General features: G+C 62.0%; 19 protein-coding genes. 8 read left to right on the plus strand and 11 right to left on the minus strand.

Going from position 1 to position 19782, the window contains the following annotated elements; translation table 11 throughout:
* Window positions 1-8: 8 nt before the first annotated feature.
* The gene (locus tag ACFPN2_RS19055; protein ID WP_380599331.1) at window positions 9-1316 is read left to right on the plus strand and encodes an amidohydrolase; all 1308 of its coding nucleotides are present in this window, start codon (window positions 9-11) and stop codon (window positions 1314-1316) included.
* A 7-nt stretch (window positions 1317-1323) separates the two neighbouring features.
* On the plus strand, window positions 1324-2097 hold the full coding sequence (locus tag ACFPN2_RS19060) for an ADP-ribosylglycohydrolase family protein (RefSeq protein ID WP_380599333.1): 774 nt from the start codon (window positions 1324-1326) through the stop codon (window positions 2095-2097).
* On the opposite strand, the gene ACFPN2_RS19065 is transcribed toward ACFPN2_RS19060, so the two are convergent.
* From ACFPN2_RS19065 to ACFPN2_RS19080, 4 genes are all read right to left on the minus strand, one after another.
* A complete protein-coding gene (locus tag ACFPN2_RS19065) occupies window positions 2092-2829 on the minus strand; it encodes an SIR2 family NAD-dependent protein deacylase (protein WP_380599335.1) in 738 nt (245 codons plus the stop codon). The two genes, ACFPN2_RS19060 and ACFPN2_RS19065, sit on opposite strands and share 6 nt — an antisense overlap.
* Window positions 2830-2995: 166 nt before the next feature.
* Window positions 2996-3529, minus strand: a complete 534-nt coding sequence (locus ACFPN2_RS19070; protein WP_380599337.1) for a glycine zipper 2TM domain-containing protein — start codon at window positions 3527-3529, stop codon at window positions 2996-2998.
* Between the two features lie 118 nt (window positions 3530-3647).
* On the minus strand, window positions 3648-4562 hold the full coding sequence (locus ACFPN2_RS19075; protein WP_380599339.1) for a serine protease family protein: 915 nt from the start codon (window positions 4560-4562) through the stop codon (window positions 3648-3650).
* Window positions 4563-4850: 288 nt separating this feature from the next.
* Window positions 4851-5468: an energy transducer TonB gene (locus tag ACFPN2_RS19080; RefSeq protein ID WP_380599341.1), complete on the minus strand. Its 618-nt coding sequence runs from the start codon at window positions 5466-5468 to the stop codon at window positions 4851-4853.
* A 138-nt stretch (window positions 5469-5606) separates the two neighbouring features.
* Between ACFPN2_RS19080 and glnE the strand changes: the two genes are divergently transcribed.
* From glnE to ACFPN2_RS19110, 6 genes are read left to right on the plus strand one after another with little or no spacing between them, the layout of a single operon-like run.
* The gene (gene glnE, locus ACFPN2_RS19085) at window positions 5607-8498 is read left to right on the plus strand and encodes a bifunctional [glutamate--ammonia ligase]-adenylyl-L-tyrosine phosphorylase/[glutamate--ammonia-ligase] adenylyltransferase (RefSeq protein WP_380599343.1); all 2892 of its coding nucleotides are present in this window, start codon (window positions 5607-5609) and stop codon (window positions 8496-8498) included.
* 33 nt (window positions 8499-8531) lie between these two features.
* Complete coding sequence (locus tag ACFPN2_RS19090; protein ID WP_116809467.1) at window positions 8532-8732, plus strand: zinc-finger domain-containing protein; 201 nt, start codon at window positions 8532-8534, stop codon at window positions 8730-8732.
* Window positions 8733-8782: 50 nt separating this feature from the next.
* Window positions 8783-9913, plus strand: a complete 1131-nt coding sequence (gene aguA, locus ACFPN2_RS19095) for an agmatine deiminase (protein ID WP_380599346.1) — start codon at window positions 8783-8785, stop codon at window positions 9911-9913.
* Between the two features lie 3 nt (window positions 9914-9916).
* Window positions 9917-11362, plus strand: coding sequence for a polyphosphate:AMP phosphotransferase (gene pap, locus ACFPN2_RS19100; protein ID WP_380599348.1), 1446 nt, complete (start codon window positions 9917-9919; stop codon window positions 11360-11362).
* Window positions 11363-11401: 39 nt separating this feature from the next.
* Window positions 11402-12031 (plus strand): immunity protein TriTu family protein, encoded by a 630-nt coding sequence (locus ACFPN2_RS19105; RefSeq protein ID WP_380599350.1) that lies wholly within the window; start codon window positions 11402-11404, stop codon window positions 12029-12031.
* Window positions 12032-12047: 16 nt separating this feature from the next.
* Window positions 12048-12431: a hypothetical protein gene (locus ACFPN2_RS19110; protein ID WP_380599352.1), complete on the plus strand. Its 384-nt coding sequence runs from the start codon at window positions 12048-12050 to the stop codon at window positions 12429-12431.
* A 4-nt stretch (window positions 12432-12435) separates the two neighbouring features.
* Here the strand turns inward: ACFPN2_RS19110 and ACFPN2_RS19115 are convergent, their stop codons facing one another.
* From ACFPN2_RS19115 to ACFPN2_RS19145, 7 genes are read right to left on the minus strand one after another with little or no spacing between them, the layout of a single operon-like run.
* Window positions 12436-13446, minus strand: coding sequence for a DUF3187 family protein (locus ACFPN2_RS19115; protein ID WP_380599354.1), 1011 nt, complete (start codon window positions 13444-13446; stop codon window positions 12436-12438).
* 6 nt (window positions 13447-13452) lie between these two features.
* Window positions 13453-14637 (minus strand): DUF3570 domain-containing protein, encoded by a 1185-nt coding sequence (locus ACFPN2_RS19120; protein WP_380599356.1) that lies wholly within the window; start codon window positions 14635-14637, stop codon window positions 13453-13455.
* 8 nt (window positions 14638-14645) lie between these two features.
* Complete coding sequence (locus tag ACFPN2_RS19125; RefSeq protein ID WP_380599357.1) at window positions 14646-14882, minus strand: DUF4266 domain-containing protein; 237 nt, start codon at window positions 14880-14882, stop codon at window positions 14646-14648.
* Window positions 14883-14893: 11 nt separating this feature from the next.
* On the minus strand, window positions 14894-15388 hold the full coding sequence (locus ACFPN2_RS19130; RefSeq protein WP_380599359.1) for a TlpA family protein disulfide reductase: 495 nt from the start codon (window positions 15386-15388) through the stop codon (window positions 14894-14896).
* A gap of 45 nt (window positions 15389-15433) precedes the next feature.
* Entirely contained in the window at window positions 15434-16141 is a 708-nt protein-coding gene (locus tag ACFPN2_RS19135) for an outer membrane beta-barrel domain-containing protein (RefSeq protein WP_380599361.1), read from the minus strand.
* Entirely contained in the window at window positions 16108-16881 is a 774-nt protein-coding gene (locus ACFPN2_RS19140) for an outer membrane beta-barrel protein (RefSeq protein ID WP_380599363.1), read from the minus strand. Before ACFPN2_RS19140 ends, ACFPN2_RS19135 begins: the two co-directional genes overlap by 34 nt.
* Entirely contained in the window at window positions 16881-19673 is a 2793-nt protein-coding gene (locus ACFPN2_RS19145) for an HzsA-related protein (protein ID WP_380599365.1), read from the minus strand. Before ACFPN2_RS19145 ends, ACFPN2_RS19140 begins: the two co-directional genes overlap by 1 nt.
* Window positions 19674-19782: the final 109 nt, after the last annotated feature.

Here is a 19782-nt window from a genome sequence, read left to right on the forward strand (position 1 = left end):
AACAACTCATGAAGTGGATGATTCCGACCAGCCTGGCCATGACGGCGATGTTTGGCGCGGCCACCGCGGGCGCGCAGATTTCTGGAGCGCAGATCGATGCGGCGGCGGGGAAGGTGGAGGCCAAGGTCATCACCTGGCGGCGGGATATTCATCAGCACCCCGAGCTGAGCAATCGCGAAACGCGTACGTCGAAGCTGGTCGCGGATCATTTGAAGAAGCTGGGCTTGACGGTGCGCACGGGCATCGGTCGCACGGGTGTCACGGCGGTGTTGAAAGGTGGCAAGCCGGGTCCGGTGATTGCGTTGCGCGCCGACATGGATGCGTTGCCTGTGTCCGAGCAGGTCGATGTGCCGTTCAAGTCGACGGTGACGACCGAGTATCTGGGCAAGAAAGTTGGCGTCATGCATGCGTGCGGTCATGACTCGCATGTCGCGAATCTGATGGGCGTGGCCGAGATGCTGGTGGGGATGAAGCAAGAGCTGCCCGGCACCGTGCTGTTTATTTTCCAGCCGGCTGAAGAAGGCGCGCCTGAAGGCGAAGAGGGCGGCGCTTCGCTGATGATCAAGGAAGGCGTGTTCAACGAAGTGAAGCCCGAGGCGGTGTTCGGCCTGCATGTCACGTCGACGCTCAACACCGGCGTGCTCGGTTATCGGTCCGGCCCGTTCATGGCGGCGTCGGATGCGTTCCGGATCGAAGTGCAGGGTCGGCAATCGCACGGCTCGCGTCCCTGGTCGGGCGTCGATCCAATCGTCGCGGCGTCGCAGATCGTCATCGGACTGCAGACTATCGTCAGCCGCCAGATCGATATCTCTCAATTGCCCGCGGTCGTGACCATCGGCAAGTTCGACGGCGGCGTTCGTCACAACATCATTCCGGACAGCGTCGATATGCGCGGCACTCTGCGCACGTTCGATAAAGGCATGCGCGCCGACATCATGAAGCGCATCGATAAGACGGCCACGAGCATTGCCGCATCCAGCGGCGCGCAGGCAAAGGTCACTTTCAGCCCGGGCAACAACCCGGTCGTCATGAACAATCCTCAGCTCACCCAGAAGGCCCTGCCATCACTCAAGCGGGTCGCCGGTGACGACAAGGTCGTGACGCTGCCTTTGATCACCGGCTCGGAAGATTTCGCGTACTACGCGGATTTGATTCCCAGCCTGTTCTTCTACGTCGGCGTGACCCCGCCCGGCCAGGATGCCAACGCGGCTCCGAGCAATCACTCGCCGCTGTTCTATATCGACGAACCCAGCATCGCGTTTGCTACGCGCGCGTTGGCGTCGGTGGCGGTCGACTATTTGCAGGGCGCGAAGTAAGGCGATCATGATTGGTGCGATTGCCGGTGACATCATCGGGTCGGTGTACGAGGCCGACCCGATCAAGACCAAGAGCTTTCCGCTCTTTCATCCATCGTGCGAGTTCACCGACGATACGGTGCTTACGATTGCAATCGCGTCGTCGATTCTCACGGGAGAGTCGTATCTCAGCTCGGTGAGGAAGTTCGCGCGTCGGCATCCGGATGCGGGATATGGGCAGACCTTCTACCAGTGGATGCGTCGGCCGGAGCGGGAGCCTCAGCCTTACAACAGCTGGGGCAACGGTTCGGCGATGCGAGTCAGTCCCGTGGGGTTTGCCTTCTCCGATGAGGACGAAGTGCTACGTCAGGCGCGGATGACCGCGGAGATCACGCACAATCATCCTGAAGGGATCAAAGGCGCCGAAGCGACCGCGCTCGCGGTCTTCCTAGCTCGCACGCAGCGGGACAAATCTCTGATCAGAGATCGAATCATCCGGTCGTTTGGTTATGATTTGAATCGAACCCTGGATGAGATCCGCCCCTCGTATTCGTTCGATGTTTCCTGTCAGGGCACGGTGCCCGAGGCGATCATCGCTTTCCTCGAATCGGATTCGTATGAGGATGCAATCCGCAACGCCATCTCTCTGGGCGGAGACAGCGACACATTGGCCTGTATCACGGGTGGCATCGCCGAGGCGTTCTATGGCGGCGTGCCTCAGCCCATCATGAATAAGGCTGAGCAGGAATTGACGGAAGATCTCCGGGAAGTGGTCGCGGCGTTTCGGGCGAAGTATCTATAACTTCGCCAGCGCCGCTTCCATCGTATCGCCGATGCCTTCATGGATGACGAGGTCGGCGATCCGATCGACAGGGGTCGGGTCGCGGTTCACGATCACTAGTTTCGCGCCGTTCTCTTTGGCGCGCACAGGAAAGTCGGCGGCGGGGAAGACTGAGAGCGACGAGCCGAGGACGAGAAACAGATCGCAGGCGAGTGTTTCTTCCTGGGTGCGACGCATGGGCAGCTCGGGCATCTGCTGGCCGAAAGAAATGGTCGCGGTCTTGATGATGCCGCCGCAGTGCTTGCAGGGCGCGACGGTGTTGGTCTCCCGGAACTCACGTTCCAGTTCGTCGAGCTCGACGCGGGTCTGGCACTTGAGACATTTCGCGTACGTCGAGTTGCCGTGCAGCTCGATCACTTTCTCTTCGGGCACGCCGGAGATCTGATGCAGGTTGTCGACGTTCTGTGTGACGACCGCGTTCGCGCGACCGGAGCGAACCAACTCTGCCACGGCGAAATGACCGCGATTGGGTCGGGCGCCGACCCACCCGTCGGCATTGCTGAAGCGGCGCCGCCAGGCTTCGCGACGGGTATGCTCCGAGGCGACGAAATCCTGGAAATAGATGGGCTGTATTTTGCTCCACACGCCGCCGGGGCTGCGGAAATCGGGAATACCGGATTCGGTGCTGATGCCGGCACCGCTGAACACCAGAACGCGCCGGCTGGCGCGGAGCAGATCGCTAAGTTCGCTCATAAAGTCAGCGGTGGACGGAGGACGACGGTTAAGAGGTGGGAGGAAAGGGGTTCCTCTTTATACTCTCACGCGCCGCCCGTTCCGCCTACCGCCAACGCACCGAAGTAACTTGTAATTACTCCGGCATACATAAACGGCCGAGCCCCGGGTCCCGTTCCGTCGTCAATCAATTGTGAGCTAGTTGCAACTCACCGTTGACCACCGGAATCTGCGCGCCCGGATCGCGGTCCATGCGCACTGAGTCTTCCTTATCGCCGAGCCGATAGCGCACGTTGTAGCCAACGATTTTCTCGTTGCTGTCGTACACGGTCTCGCAACGCTTTTCCGTGGTCGTATATGTGTTGCCGTTCTGCATGCGTTGCTGAACTTTGTTACCAGCATAGCCACCTGCCGCGGCACCGGCAGCGGTCGCGAGTTTCTGGCCGCGGCCATCGCCGATTTGATTACCCAGCACGCCACCCACCACCGCGCCAATCACGGTGCCGGCGATACGCTTCTCGTCTTTCACCGGGGCCTGATGAGTGACAACGTGATCGCTACAAACCTCCCGCGGCGTGCGGGTCGTTTCCTTCACGGCGTCGACCTTCAGTACCTCTGCGAATTTGGGGCTGCGATCGAAGATATCCAGATTGGCAACTGCCGCCCCGGTCGTCACGACCGCCGCACCGATCACCAGACCTGTCACCAACGACTTGTTCATTCAATGCTCCTGTTCCGCGCCGACAATTACGCGCGGCATGTAGGACAAAGATTAAACGAAGTGGGCCCGGGGCCGGTTCCCGTCGCCAGATAGCGTCAGTCGGGCCGCATAGCAAAACTTAGTTCGCCGCGCGAGCCTCGCGCTGCTGCTGCATTTCGCTCTTGAGCGTCTTTTCCAGCCAGTCGTTCATGGTGATCATGGTGTTGTGCGCCGACTGTGCATGCATGCCGACAATGACGCCGGTCGTCTCGTCGATCAGCGGCGCGCCCGGGGAGATGTCGTGAGAGTCCAGGTCGTGCGTGAAGCCGCCGGTGCTGGCATTCACGATGCTGTTCGCGCGACGCTCATACACCGTGCCGCGGGCTTTGCGCTTGATGCTGTCCGCGTCGATATCGTTCTTGTAGCCGATCATGACCACCGAGGCGGCTGAGCCGGAGAAGCGACCGAGCGGCATGGTGCGCTGGGCATAGCGCGACGGCTGGCTCAAGCGCACGACGGCGAAATCCTTGCTGATCTGGCCGCTCGCGCCTGCTTCATCCCACTGCGATTTCACATACGAAACCGGAATGCGCTCGCGCACCTGGCCGACCGAATCGATGCTGTTGTAAGTGCAGTCGGCAGGCTCGGCGCCAGTGGCGCTCTTCTGGAACATATGAGCGACGGTCACGCCGATGTCGAAGGCGCCGACCAGGAATGCGGTGGACGTGCGCTGCTTGCCATCGACCATGCAGGAGATCACGCCGACACCGCTGAACGAAGCGTAATCCTTCGATGTCACTTCACTCCGGCGCAACGATTCGTGCTGATTGGCCTGATCGTGCGCGGTGGAAAAGCGGAAGAAATGCTGACTCTCGGCCGGCGACGACAGATCCGGCGCGCATTCACTGCCTTTGCCGCACAGAGCTGCATCGGCGTGCGCACGCTGATTGCCCATCAATGCCAGCACCGCCAACGCACCTGTTACCAGAGCGAGTTTCAACGCGCGGGTCCGGGCGTTGCTGGCAGAGGGCAGAGAGGCAAGTTTCACGCGCATGGTCACCACCGTGGCTCGGATGCTTGAGAAGTTCGCACGCCCGGGCGGGGTAAGCTTTAGGGCGAGCCCTGAAGCCTCCGATCGCCTTGGCCTGTCCGTTGTCTGCGGACGGGGACAGTTATCCGTTAACTCTCCTTGCGACCGAGCCTAGGGCGATGAGTTCGGCGCAGGCGTGACGTGGCTCAAATTCCCGTGTGGGAAAATGAGAAATGCCCCAAAGATCGGCGACAAAAAAAGGCCGGGCGCGGGGCCCGGCTTGGAGTAGTCACTCCCTGAACGGATCGAGTCTTACTGGCTCGTCAGACGGAAGGTGATGGCGACCTGAGTCCAGGCGCTAATGGGATTAGTGCCGTCGGTCGCGGCCACGAAGCGCCACTTTCGGACCGCTTGCATCGCTGCCTCGTCGAGTCGCGCGAAGCCACTGCTGTTCGCGACCGTAACGTCCTTGGGACGACCCTTCTCGTCGACCAGCACTTTCAAGCGCACCGTGCCTTCCTCGCCCGCGCGTCGCGAGGCTGGAGGATAGGAAGGCTCGACGCGATTGCTGGTCTTGAGATCCTGCGCCACCGCTCCAGCCGTGGTTGCGGCAATCGCATTCTCAGAAGGCGGCGCCGTGTTCTCGACCGGAGCCACCACCGGCTCGTCGAACTGCACCTCGGGCATCGGCGTGTCGGTCGGCACCACCTGATCGATCTCCGGCTTCACGGGCACCGGCGGATCGGGTTCCGACTTCGTTTCCTCGGCAATGAATACGGCTTCGAGCGGCGCTGCGAATTGCGGCACCTTCACGACGCCCATGCTGGCGGCGAGACCGTAGATGATGAGGATGTGAATGCCGATGACCGCCATCGCCGGGCCGCTGCGCGACGCAAAGCTCTGGTTGCTCGGAGTTCCTGGTGCGTACATTCTTACCTCCACTTCTACACAGGCATGACCTGCGCTCCTGCTTATAAACGGGCGGAATGACGCAAAGGGTTCAACGAATTCGCGGCGGTGCTGTCGCGAGTTGGCGGCAACCCGAAAAAGTTCCGTACACTTGGCGCTATGACGACCCCAATTTCCAGCATTGCCCGCGGCCTGCTCGCTGACAGCGAAACGCGTCTGGCCGCCGCGCGAGCAGAAAATCCCGAAGCGTGGCGCGCCGTTCTCGAAGAAGCGCGCGTGGCCGAGTCGTTGCCGCGAGTGTGGGCGTGCAGCGAGTTCGTCGCGACCAGTTGCTTGCGCTCGTCGGCGTTGTTGGGCGATCTCGTCAGCGACGGACAGCTGTTCTCACCCGCACCCGACGGTTGGTTGGCGCAGGAAGCGGAAGCGCGCGTGCGGGGTGAGTCAGAAGCCGATTTGATGGAAGCGTTGCGTCGCTTTCGCAGGCGGCACATGGTCCGCATCGCGTGGCGCGACATCGCGGGCTGGGCGACGCTCGATGAAACGTTGCGCGATCTGTCGACACTTGCCAATGTTTGTATCGATCTCGTCTACCGTCGCATGTATGCGGCGCTGGTCACGAGATATGGCACACCGCGTGGTGCCGAAAGTGGTGAAGCGCAGCCGCTGATGGTCCTCGGCATGGGCAAGCTCGGTGGCGGCGAGCTGAATTATTCATCCGACATCGATTTGATCCTGCTGTATCCGGAAGACGGCGAGACCGACGGCGCGCGGCCCATCGACAACGCGGAGTTCTTCTTGCGCCTCGGCCAGAAGATCGTCCAGCAGCTGGCGACGCCTACGGTCGATGGCTTCGTGTATCGGGTCGATCTGCGCTTGCGCCCGTTCGGCGATAGCGGTCGCTTGGCCTTGAGCTTCGCGTCGTTCGAACATTACTTGCAACAGCACGGTCGGGATTGGGAGCGTTACGCGTATGTCAAAGCTCGGGCGTTGACGGCGACCGATCAGTTCCCTTCGCTGTATGACGAGGTGCTGCGGCCGTTTGTTTATCGGCGCTATCTCGACTTCAGCGTGTTCGAGTCGCTGCGTGACATGAAGGCGATGATCGCGCGCGAAGTCGAGCGGCGCGAGTTGAAGGACAACGTCAAGCTCGGCCCTGGCGGCATTCGCGAAATCGAATTCATCGTGCAGGCGTTCCAGCTGATCCGCGGCGGTAGCGATCGCCGGCTGCAAGGCAAGGAACTGCGGGTGATCTTGCCGCAGCTGATCGGTCAGCGTTTGCTACGCGAAGATGCGGTCCGCGATCTGCAAGCGGCGTATGCCTATTTGCGGGTGCTGGAGAATCGTCTGCAACAGTGGAACGACGAGCAGACCCATCAGCTGCCTGAAGATCCCATCGCTCGCGAGCGACTGGCGTTCGCGATGAATGTCGGGAGTTGGGATGAGCTGTCCGCTCAAACCAATGTGCATCGGCAACGCGTCGAGCGTTATTTCACGCAGACCGTGTTCGGTCCGGCGGAGCGCACCGATGGCATCGCTTCCGCCACCTCCACCTTCGATCTGGAAGCCGACGCGGAAGAACGCGCGCGAATGCTCGTCAGTTGTGGAGTGACAGAGCCCGCGCCGATCAACGTTCGGTTCGAAGAGCTGCGCGCGAGTACGTACTACCGTCGGCTCGATGAAACGGGTCGTCGTCGGCTGCGCGACCTGTTGGCGCGCATTCTGCCGATGCTCGCGCCCGACGCAGCGCCGACCACGACGCTCGCGCGAATCCTGCGCATCTTCGAGATGATCGGCGGGCGGACGGTGTATCTCGCTTTGCTGACCGAGAATGCCGCCGCCTTGCGTCGCCTCGTCGAGCTATGCGCTCGCAGCCAGTTCCTTGCAGATCAAATCGCCGCGCAGCCGCTGTTGCTGGACGAGCTGATCGATGAGCGCTTCATCGAAGAGGCGCCGTCGCGGGCGCAGTTTGCCGCCGACCTCGCATCGTCGCGCGGCCGCATGCAGCACGAAGATCCGGAGCGGCAGGTCGAGTTGTTACGGCAGTTTCAGAGCGCGGCGATGTTTCGAGTGGCCGTTGCCGATCTCACCGCCGGCTTGCCACTGATGAAGGTCAGCGATCGCTTGACCGATATCGCCGAGCTCATCGTGCAGGAAACATTGTCGCTCGCGTGGGCGCAGATCACCGCGAAGCACGGTGTGCCCCGTTACGTCGACGAGCGCGGCGAGTCGCGCATGGCTCATATGATCGTCGTGGCTTACGGCAAGCTCGGCGGCCTGGAGCTGGGCTACGGCTCCGATCTGGATCTGGTGTTCCTGCATGACTCGATCGGCGAGTCGCAACGGACCGATGGCGAGCAGTCCGTCGAGAATACGGTGTTCTTCCAGCGGCTCGGGCAACGGCTCGTGCATTTGTTGACCGTGCATACCGCGTCCGGCCGGCTGTATGAAGTCGATACCCGGCTGCGACCCGGTGGCAACAAAGGCATGTTGGTGCAATCGGTAGCAGCGTTCCGCGAGTACGAATTCCAGGAAGCGTGGACGTGGGAACATCAATCGTTACTGCGTGCTCGCGCGATTGCCGGCGATCCACAGGTCTGCGAGCAGTTCGAGCAGGCGCGCATCGAGGTGCTTCGTAACGCGGTTCGGCGCGATGGCTTGAAGCATGAAGTGCGCAAGATGCGTGAGCGCATGCGTGAAAATCTGTCCAAGGCGCGGCCCGGGCAGGTCGATCTGAAGCAGGATGCCGGCGGCGTCGCCGACCTGGAGTTCCTGGTGCAGTTCTGGATGCTCGAATGGGCGGACCGTTATCCGGAGATCGTCACGTTCTCGGACAACATCCGGCAGCTGGAGAGCCTGGGGTCGGGCAACCTGGTGCCGCAGTCACGCGTGGATTTCCTTGTCGACACCTACCGCAAGTACCGCCAGCGCATGCACCGGCTGGCCCTGGACGGCGTCAAAAACGTGGTCAGCGACTCGGAATTCGCGGCCGAGCGCCGGGGCGTCGTGGAAGTTTGGCAAGAGGTCATGCGCGAGGCGGGCGATCTGCGATAATCCGCCCCCTCCGAAGCCTTTGCCGATGCCGTTATGACGACTGAACCTGCCGCCAAGCTGATCCAGCCCAACGCCCAGAACCAGTACACCGTGACCGCGGCCGACCTGCCCCTGTCGTGCCCGATGCCCGGCATGCACCTGTGGAACTCGCATCCCAAGGTGTTCCTGCCCATCGAAAAGACCGGCTGGGCCAAGTGCCCCTACTGCAGCGCTGAGTACACGCTCAGCCGCTGAGTCGGTAATACCTCACGCTCTCGGCGGAGAGCTTTGGCTAACATCGCCGGATGACAAAAACACTGGACACGACGCCGGCGGCCGATGGCTTTCACATGCCGGCCGAATTCGAGGCTCACGACGGTTGCTGGATGCTGTGGCCCGAGCGGCCCAGTAACTGGCGGCTCGGTGCCAAGCCGGCGCAAAAGGCGTTCGCCGCCGTTGCCACCGCAATCGCCACGGGCGAGCCCGTGACCGTCGGTGTCTCTCGGGGCCAATACCTGCAAGCCCGCGCCATGCTCCCCGATGCGATCCGCGTCGTGGAGATGTCGAGCGACGACGCCTGGATGCGCGATGTCGGCCCGACCTTCGTGGTCAACAAGCGGCGCGAGCTGCGTGGCGTCGATTGGGTGTTCAACGCCTGGGGCGGCATCGGCGGCGGTTTGTATTTCCCTTGGGATCAGGACGACCTGGTCGCTCGCAAGGTTTGCGAGATCGAAGGCGCCGATCGGTATCGCGCGCCGTTCGTGTTGGAGGGCGGCGCCATCCATGTCGACGGCGAAGGCACGCTGATCACCACTGAAGAGTGTTTGCTCAGCCCTCATCGCAATCCCCATCTGGACAAGGGGCAGCTGGAGATCCTGCTGCACGAATATCTGGGGATCACCAGCGTCATCTGGCTGGGCAAAGGCGTCGTCGACGACGAGACCACCGGGCACGTCGACAATCTGTGTTGTTTCGCGCGGCCAGGCGAAGTGATCCTCACGTGGACCGACAACAAGCGCGATCCGCAGTATCAGGTGTCACAAGATGCCTATGCGCGTCTGATGGAATCGCGGGATGCGCAGGGCCGGCGACTGAAAGTGCACAAGCTGCAGCAGCCGGGGCCGTTGAAGCGCACGCATGCGGAGTCGCTGGACGTGGATGTCGCCGATGCCGGCGCCGCGTCTCGTAAGATCGGCGAACGGTTGGCGGGCTCGTACGTCAACTTTTATATGGGCAACTCCACCATCGTGATGCCACTGCTCGATCCGAAGCAGGACGGCGCCGCGACCCGCACGTTGCAGAAAATTTTCCCGGAGCGCCGGATCATCGGCGTGCAGGCGCGCGAAATCTTGCTAGGCGGCGGCAACATTCATTGCATTACTCAGCAGGTGCCGGCGCGTAAGCCGGTGCGCGGTAACAACACCAAGAGGAAGTAAGCGATGGCGGCTCCACGCATCAGTAAGGCGGCCTTCGAACGAAACCTGCCGGCACTGCGCGATGAGCTGCTCGACTTGCAACTCAAATTGCACACCGCGAAGTCGTGTGCGGTCGCCGTCATCATCGCCGGCACGCCCGCCGCGGGCCGCAGTGAGACCGTTAATTCTCTGCTCGAATGGCTCGATCCCAAACACATCGGCGTGCATGCGCTCGGCGCGCCGTCCGCTGAAGATCGTAAGTTTCCGCCGCTGTGGCGCTACTGGCAGAAGCTGCCGGCGCGCGGCCGGATGACGTTCTTTTTCGCCGGCTGGTACGGCGAATATCTCAGCGGCATCGTCAAGGACAGTCATTCCAAGCAGCACGACAAGCGCTCGGTCGAGCGGATCCTGCAACTCGAGAAGATGCTGGTGCGCGACGGCGTGCGCGTCGTGAAGATTTATCTGCACACCGATCATGAAACTCAGCTGGAGCGTCTTAAGAAGCTGCGCGCCAGCAAGCTCACCAGCTGGCGGGTCACCAAGGAAGATCGCTGGCAGGCGAAACATTTCGATCAAGTGAATCGAGTCGTGCGCGCGTGCCTGAAAGCGACCGACCACGAGCCCGCGCCTTGGCATCGAGTCGACGGCACCGATGAAGAATATCGTCTGCTGACTGTCGGCAAAGTCCTGCGCGACGAGATCGCTGCTGGATTGAAGGCGGCGGAACAGAAACGTCGCGATTGGCCTGCCGAGAAATCCGGCAAGGTGAAGCCGCTTTCGGTGCCGCCCACCCAGCATCCCCTTGATGACGATGAGTACGAGCGTCAGCTCGAAACATTGCAGGGACGGCTGGCCCGGCTCGTGCGCAAGTCGCGCTTTGGCAAGCACGGTCTGGTGTGTGCGTTCGAAGGCATGGACGCGGCGGGCAAGGGTGGCTCGATCCGCCGGATCGTGCATGCATTGGATGCGCGTCAGTATCAAGTTGTCCCCGTCTCGGCACCGACGCCTGAAGAGTTGTCGTATCCCTATCTGTGGCGCTTCTGGCGCCACATTCCCGCGCTGGGCTCGATCACGATCTTCGATCGTTCCTGGTACGGGCGGGTGTTGGTCGAGCGCGTGCGCGATCTCACGCCCGATGCGGATTGGAAACGTGCCTACGCCGAGATCGTCGAATTCGAGCGTCAGCTGACGGAACATGGACTGTTAGTTGCCAAGTTCTGGCTGTCGGTGAGCAAGGAAGAACAGCTGAAACGTTTCAAAGCCCGCGACGACGATCCGTTGAAGCGCTTCAAAGTGGACCGCGAAGATTGGGCGAACCGGCGGTACTACGATGCGTATCAAACTGCCGCTACTGAGATGATCCGTCGAACGGATGCGAAGGACGCGAAGTGGCACATTGTTGCTGCGGATGATAAGAAACAAGCAAGGCTGACGGTGCTGAAGGCAGCGTGCGAGACGTTGGAGCGCTGACAAGAGCGCTCGAGTCGGGCTTTTGGCCAGGGAATGCACATGGGCATGTTCGATTACTACAAACCCACCTCGGAACACCGATGCCCGGTGTGTCAGCGCCCATTATTGGAGTGGCAGGGCAAGGACGGGCCGTGCGCGCTGTTTGTATGGGCCGAGGGATGTGCATGGCCGCTCGATCAGGCCGCGTCGGACGATGCGTGTCTCGATCCGGAGGACTTGCAGACTTGGCGCTTGCCGCCGAGCTTCGAGATTTACTCCTACGACTGTCCCGATCACCAACCCATCGGCGCCGATTGCCTGGCGCCCGACGGCGTCTGGTCCTCGACGATCTTGCGTCGGTACATCGGCTCGCTGAGTCGGAAGCCAGGTGTGCTGATTGCATTCGTGAACTGGGCAAACGGTCTTGCCGCCGTAACGAACCAAACGACTTTGGAAGTGACAGTCACCCTATGCGAGCCCACGCCCCATCCATCTGCTCGCGCGGACATCGATACGCCCGGCAAAGTTGCTCGCATCACGTTCTGGGCGAGTCGGAGCTATCACGCCGAAATCCTGGCCTCCGATTCCGGCGAGGTGCTGTATTCAAAGTACGGAAGCGCTGAGGCAGACGAGTCGCTGACCGCGGTGTTTCGTCCTTTCCTTGAGCAACTTGGATTGTCGGTCGCTTGATGCGTTGGGGGACATCATGAGAATACGTGTGGCACGCGTGGACTCGACCTCGTCGGACCAGGCGGTCGTATCTTTCGTAAGCGCGATCGGCCGGGCTCGCGGCCAGTGGATGGGCACGGCGCCTGCAGTCGATTCGGAGTATGAGGTGGAGTTCGATATTCCGGGCGCTTTGGTCTGGGGTGACCGGATCGATGCAACAGAGTCATCGGTGCCGGCAATGATCGATCAGCGTGGCGATACGCAGGTGTTCGGCACGTTGCAGAACTTCGATGGCAGGGTGGCCGAGTTACGTTTGGGCGATGACCTGATTCTCGTGGAAGTGGATCGGGTGGAGTGCCGGTTGCCTTGCAATGTCGCGATCAAGGTCCAACAGCTGCGGCTGTTCGACGCGAATGTATGACGGATCACCAGCCTTGGTGAATGCCCAATACGAAAACCACGTCCGGTGAATGCTCAACCGCGATGTCCTCGCTGACGCCGAGATCCAGGCGCCAGCCGGACTTGAATAAATAGTCGCCGCCGACCGTGAGCACAACAGCGTTACTGAAGAAATCCAAATCACTGTCGTACGCTGCGCTGTGCGCATCGATCTGCGCCTTCAAAGACAGGCCGCGCCAGGCGAGGACGCTCACGCCCGCCATGCCGCTCCATACGACGCTGCGCTGTTGATCCGACGGCAGCAGATCGCCGTCGCCGAGATAAGTAACGCCCGCCTGGCCGAACACGGTCCAGCGGCTATTGAGTGGGGAATGCTGGCCGGCTAGCACGAAGGAAACATCCGCCGCGCCGCTGCCGGTGAGTTTGTCGGCATCGCCGGTGGGGAGTTTGACGTCGAGCCAGGCGGTGAGGGCGGAGCCGGGGGCGGAGTGGAGTTCGTAGCCGAGCGCGGCTTGAATGTCTGCGAGGCCGCTGGAGGACGATGTAACGTTCAGCTCTCGCGTGCCCGCGCGAGTGTACGCGATAGCGATTTGATCGCGAGGCAGGGCCGAGCGGGCGCCGTCGGGCAAACCGAAGGTGTCGTGCCAGCTGTCGATGAAACTATCGAGAGAGCCGCCGCCAGTGTAGCGATAGGGAAGTTGCAACCGCCAGCCGACGCGATCCGTGAGCTTGCCTTCCAGGATCGCGCGGGCTTCGCGAGTCTCGGCGTCAACGAGGAGGGCTTCATCGCCGTGCGATTGCATGATCGCGGTGCTGCCCCAGTACAGATCGAGGCCGCCGGCAAAACCAGAGGTGAGGCGCGATGGCATCGTTGATGGCACCCCAAACCCTGCCAGTAAAGGGTTTTGATCGCGAACAACGAAAGGCGCACCGGCGTTGCGTGCGAGATGACCGACCGCGATCGGCTCATCGGCAGCGGCAAGGGAGAGGCTGCCGGCGGAAGTCACCAGCAGCAGAGTGAGAAACGGAAGCCTCACAGGCTCTTAGAACCAGATCGACACGAACGCCTGAATCACGTTCGCGCCGAACTCGTAGAGCGGTTCGCTGCCAGCGGGCGCGTAGCCCGGGTCGGTGGGGAGCATCTTCGAGACGCGGGCGTCGCGGAAGTCGTCGTACTTGAACTCGATGCGGTCGTAGAACAGATTCACCGAGCCCTTCTTCACGAAACGCCAGCCGGTCTGCGCGAACTCGTAGCTGGCGCCGATGCGGAAGGCGATGCTGTTGAACGTCGACAGCTCCTTGTCGCGCGCCATGAAGTTCTGCTGGTTCACGCGGCCGAACAGGTCGGAATAGAACTCGGCGTTGTCCTGCTGGTAGTAACGAACGCGAGCTTCCAGCGTCCATTGCTGTTTGATCGGATGAATGTAGCCGAGCTCGAAGGTATCGGCGCGGATGTCCCACGTGTCCGTGAAGAAGCGGTAGCCGCCGTACACCACCGCGCGATACGGCAGGAAGTAACGACCGTTCAGCGCCACGGCGTTGCTGGTGCGCGTGCGCGGATAGATTTCCTGCGCGAGGATGAAGCGGCGGTTGTCGTTCGGATCGATGTATCGATACGAGCGGTACGGATTGTTCAGGAAGCCTTCGTCCGTGATCACTTCGAGATTCATCGAAGCGATGAACGACTTGGTCAGAATCTGCGATACGCCGACGCGGTAGCTCCAGCGGTCGATGTCACGCTCGAAGCTGGGATCGGTGGAGTTGCGGACCTTATCGGAGCCGCGCGAAAAGCCCATGCTGATCGTGGTCAGGTCGCCGAACAGATCCTGGCTCAGGCCGAAGCTGGTGGTCTGCGCTTCGTAGTCGTTCTCTTCGCTGTTGGTGTAGCTGAGGTTGTACGTGGTCTTGCCGCGCAGATACTCGAAGCCCAGCGAGTATTGATCGCGTTCTTCCTTGTATTGGCTCGCGCCGCTCACCTCGACGTCGATGGACGCGCTGGTGATCATGTCCTGATAGTAGTTGGCGCTGACGGCGTACTTCTCCGCCATCTTCTTGCGCACCAGCACCGACGGACCTTGAATGGTCACGCCGCCGCCTTCGTAACGGTGATAGAGCGCGTCGGCGCGATCGTCAGGGAGCACGCCGGCCGAGCTCATCAGCGGCAGCGCCAGTGCGGCGCCCGCCACCATCGACCAGAGAATGCGTGCTTTGTTACAGACCAGACTCATGCGAGTTCTCAGTTACAGCCGCAGCCACCGCCGCCGCCGCCGAGCGCGCCACGCGCACCCTCACGAGCCTCGAACACGTGGTCCATATACTGTGAGGAGACGGGATTGGGATTCGCGGCCATGAGGGGATCGGCCAGCTGCTGGCGCTCGTAAGGCTTCACCCACGGCTCGATATTGCCGCAGGCGGATAAGCCAGAGACCAGCGCAATGGCCGCCACCGCCTTGACCGCGATTCCTTTAATCACGTCGAACCCTCTTACTCTTTCAGCAGGGCGCGGATCTGATTCAGATACTCGCCTTCGTCGCCCGGCTTGTAGCCTTTGTGCAGGTAGCGGACGTTGCCCTTGCGATCAATGAACACCGTGCTCGGCATGGCGCTCACGTCGTACAGCTTGCTCACCTTGCTCTCGCGATCGAACAGCACCGGGAACGACACCGGCGTGTCTTTCAACCAGCGTTCAGCATCCGCGGTGTTCGCTTCCACGTTCACGCCGACCATGGTGAAGCCGAGCGAACTGTAGCGCTTGTGCATCTGTTCGAGAAGCGGCATTTCCGTGCGACACGGGCCGCACCAGCTCGCCCAGAAATTCAACATCACCACTTTGCCCTTGAGCGACTCGAGCGACACATTGTCGCCAGCTCGCGACGGCAGGGTGAACGTCGGCGCCACAGTGGTGCTCGCGCTCACCAGCGAAGAAACAACCAGCGCGCTGCACAGCGCAGCAGTGCGAATCCATTTGCTCAGCGACATGACCGACGACCCTCTATGACAAAGCAGTCCAGGAGGTATCGTCGCTCAGAAGAAAATCGACAAACCGAGATGCGCTTCTAGATTATTGACGATCTTCTTCTCGCCCAGCAGGTCGGTATCGAAGATGTGGTCGCGCACGTCGAAGTGCACGGCAATCCAGTCCGCCGGCAGCACGCGATAGCCGAAGCCGCCGTTCACGGTGAAGCGATCGTCGCCGGCGAAGGTGGTGCTGCCGATGCCGGCGATCAGGTAGAACGCGGTGTTATAGGCGCGGTTCTTACCGATGAAGATTTCGCCCGGCAGCGCATTCCAGCCCAGCGACAGCGCGTAATAGGAATAATCCCGATCGTCGTCGCTCAGCAGGTCGGCCGAGCCCGACAGGTTCTCGTAACTGGTGCGGCCGGCGCGCGACTGGCCGTACGTGCCTTCGATGAAGAAATCTTCGGTGAGGTGATAAGCGAGGCGGGCGCCGTACACGACGTTGCTCTCGAAGTCCTCGATGCTCAGGATGCCGACGTAAGCGCCCAGCTCGAAATCTTCCGTGTCGATGCGCGGGCGCTTGATCTCGCGACGCTCGACTTGCGGATCGATGATGGGCTTCTGATCCGGCTCGCCGGTCAACGGCTGCGAGCTCGCGGCGGGCGCGATGGCTTCAGGCTTGTCGTCGCCGCGACCGCCCAGCATGGAACAGCCGGGCAGCACCGTGACGGCGAGCAGGCTCAGAAAAAGAATGCGAAACCGAGATACTTCCATTCGTCCACTTCCTCGTTATCGTTGCGGCTGGTGAACACGATGTTGTGTCTATATTCCGAGCGCAACATGAAACGACGGGTCAGGTAAAACTGCAGGCCGCCGCCGACGTAGCCGATCTGATCGTCACGGTCGATGGAGTCCACCAGGTTGGATTTCGGATCGGTGTAGAGCACACCGGTGCCGAGCGTGAAATAGGGCGACAGGCGCCACTCGGGCGCGAACACGTGCAGCAGGCCGACGGTGGCGCTGTAGCCGTTGGAGAACTCGCCGAGGATATGGTTGAACGTCAGCTCGATGGACAGGTTGTCGCTGAACGCATACCCGCCGAACACGGAGATCAGGCTGGCGCCCTGGAAATCGCCGCCGCTGATGCCGCCCTGCCAGCGACGGCTCATATAGTTCTCGCGCGCCGGCTCCTGTAGATCCAGCGGCTCGCCGGTCGGCTCCAGCGTGGCAATCATCTGATCGCGCGACGCCCAGCCTTCGATGCCCTGGTCGGTGCGCAGCTCGAACCAGTCGGTACGGCGCTTCACCAGCACCACTTCGCGGCCGCGCTCCACCACATGAAAGATCGGATAGCCGCGCCCCGGGCCGGAGCGCAGCTCGATGAACGGATCGGCGATGAGGATCTTGTGACCCTCGTCCTTCTTGTCTTCAGCCCGAGCCTCTGATTGGACGCCCGCCGCGATGAACAGGACTAGCAACCACAGACAGCGAAGCGGCGTGAGCGACCGAGACATCAATTCTCCGGGGCGGTGAACGGGTCGTTGAAGTACTGCGCGCCGATGTCCAACCATTCGGACAGCAAGCGTAACTCACTTGGTGACATAAAGTCCCTATGTGGCACCGTTCCGCCAGTCCCTTCCATTTTGGTGAAGAAGCGGGCGGAGGCCGCCGCGCCGTTCGCGCTCATCGGGGCCGGCACATTACGGAAGGCCACGCAGGTCGTCACGTTGGTCACCGGGTCGGTCTGGAACTCCAGGCATTCATCTTCGAGCTGACCCATGGCGTTCAAGATCTGGCCGCGGTCGCCGAACAGCAACTCGCGATACGACTTGAACTGCAGCGCCTGCTCTTCGGAGGGGCCGTCGGTCAGGTCCAGATCGCCCGCCGGCGCCTGGGCGGCATTGGCGGCGCTCACCGGCGAATGGCAGCTGCTGCACTTGTGATTGATGGGCTGCATGGTGGCCGGATCGAGGTCCGGGCCCGGCACGCCATCCACATCGACGAAGCGATCCAGGCCCCACAGCGGATGAATGTGCCGCTCGTAATGAATGGTGATACGGCACAGGGTCGTCAGGTTGGAACGGCACGACGGCTGCACCGGTAACACCGCGCCCACCGGCAGTGAATTCGTGCAAGCGAAACGGGCCGTCGTATCGGCCGCATTGGTCAGCACGTTGTTGATACCGGCGGCATAGCACGCATCGACCTGATTGGTCGCGGGCGCGGCCGGCAGCCAGTAGTCCTTGAACGCCAGGTCGACGCTCATCGCGCACGCGCCAGCGCACATTACGCGGTTCCGCGTCTCGGCCATGGTCTCGCCGACGATGTTGGCGAACAGAGCCGCATTGGTGCCGGGGAACGCTACGCCCGCGCTCGGAGCGCCGGGGTTCACCGAATTCGTCATGCCTTGGCGACCGTGCGCCATCGGCGTGGTCGGATTGCCGTTGTGGCAGCCCGTACACTGCAGCTGTTCGCCGGTCTGCACTTGCAGCCAGTTGGTATGACGGCCGCCGATCGCGCCGCCGAGACGGCGGCCATTCGCGTCGAGCACGCTGATGGAGATCGCGACGTTCGCGGGCACTTTCACTTTCACCGAGCCGTCCGGCTCGATCGGCGCGTAACCCAGGATTTCACGCATGCCGAGCGCGCGGTTCGGGCCGAACGCGGTGTTCGAGAAGTTGCGGGTGTCGTTGTCCGGAATGGACACGGCCTTCTCGATGCGCAGGAAACGAGCGGGGCGCGTCGCATAGCCGGCATTGGCGGGATTGCGGACCGTGGCGATGCCGCCGGGCGCGGTGTCGACGCCGTCGATGTCATACACGCTGCGAATGTTCAGCACGCCGACGCCTTCGTTTTGCAGCTGTTGCGGATAGTCGATGCCGGCGATTCGATCCGGAATGACCGTCGGCAACGCGCGCTGCGAGCCCGAGACCACTTCGGTGTAGATGAAACCTTCCTGCGGAACGACGATGGGCCGCTGGGTATTGTCGCGGACATCGTAGGTGTAGATGCCGTACAGCGGCGGCGCTTCCACCGCATTCGGATTCTGCAAACGCTCGCTGGTACAGGGGACGATCCGGGTGTTCTCCACCAGACGACACTGCGACCAGCTCACCAGCAGCCGACCAGTCCCGTCATACAACGGTTGAGCCGTGCGATAGCGACCGCCGGGCGACGGGCCGGGAATCGTGCGCACGTCGGTCGGCAGCGCCCGCGTCTGCGCCGGGCCGGTCATGCCAGTGTTCGAGGCCGAGGCGGCGCGAGTGTTGTCGACATAGGTATCGGTGTCGATCAGCAGCAGATCGCCGCCTTCGCCGGTGCCTTGGAAGGGGCGGACCAGCGACAGCGTGCGACCGTCCTGCATGGGCTTGGCATTCAGGAACTGGATGGTGCTCAACGTGGTGGCCGGCGGCGGATTGGCCGTGCCGGTCTGGTGACTGTTCGCACCGTACAGCAGCTGCAGATCCGAGCCGTCGGGATTCACGGAGTACAGATCGAACTGGTTGTCATCGATGTGATGCTCCCAGCGCGTGAACACGACGCGGCCGTTCGGCAGCACCTCCGGATCCAGGTCGTGGCTCTGGTTGAACGAGATCTGATGGATGTTGGTGCCGTCGGCGTCCATCACGTGCAGCACGAAGGCCGGCTCGTTGTCGTTCTCGTCCTGAGCGGCGAACTGCGGCTTGTTCTCGTCGAGCAGGATGGCGCGCGAGGTCTGCTGGCGGGTCGAGCTGAACACGATGCGCCCGTCCGGCAGGTAGTGCGGCATGATGTCGTGGCCGGTCTCTTCCACGATGTCCGAGCTGATCACGCGATGCAGCCGGCGGTTCGCCACCTCGTATTCCCAGATGTTCCAGGTCGGCTGATCTTCCTCGTCCGCGTCTTCGATGAAGCGGGCGCGCATGGAGAAGATCACCTTGCTGCCGTCGTAATTCACCGCCACGTCGCGGATGTCGCCGAGACCCGCGGTCTGGGCCGAGGTGAGGTTCACTTCCGGTGCGGAGGTCGAGGCACGGTCGCGCATGAACAGGTCGGCGCCGATCTCGAAGCGCAGCAGCTCGCGGGCATCGGCGTTGGCCAGCTCGTCGTCTTCCGGATCGGGGACCGGGCGCTTCACGTAGAACACCGGGAAATCCAGCGTCACGGGGTCCTGGTTCTGGCCGCTGCCGATGGTCACATCGGTGCCGCCGCTGCCGCTGTCGCAGCCGCCTAACAGGAACGCGATCGCGCTCATGAGCAGCACCGCTGCGCCTTTCTTGCGCACGGCTGCTGGATTCGACGCGTCTGGCTGCGCCTGATGACTCATGGAAGCGTTACTCCGGGGTTCTCGCATCGATTCACAACGTTGTCTGCCAGGTCGTTCGCCAAGTTATTCGATGGGGGAGCGGCGCTTCGTTTTCGGGGGCGCCATCTTC

The sequence above is a fragment of the Steroidobacter flavus genome (assembly GCF_042651805.1).
Lineage (GTDB): Bacteria > Pseudomonadota > Gammaproteobacteria > Steroidobacterales > Steroidobacteraceae > Steroidobacter > Steroidobacter flavus.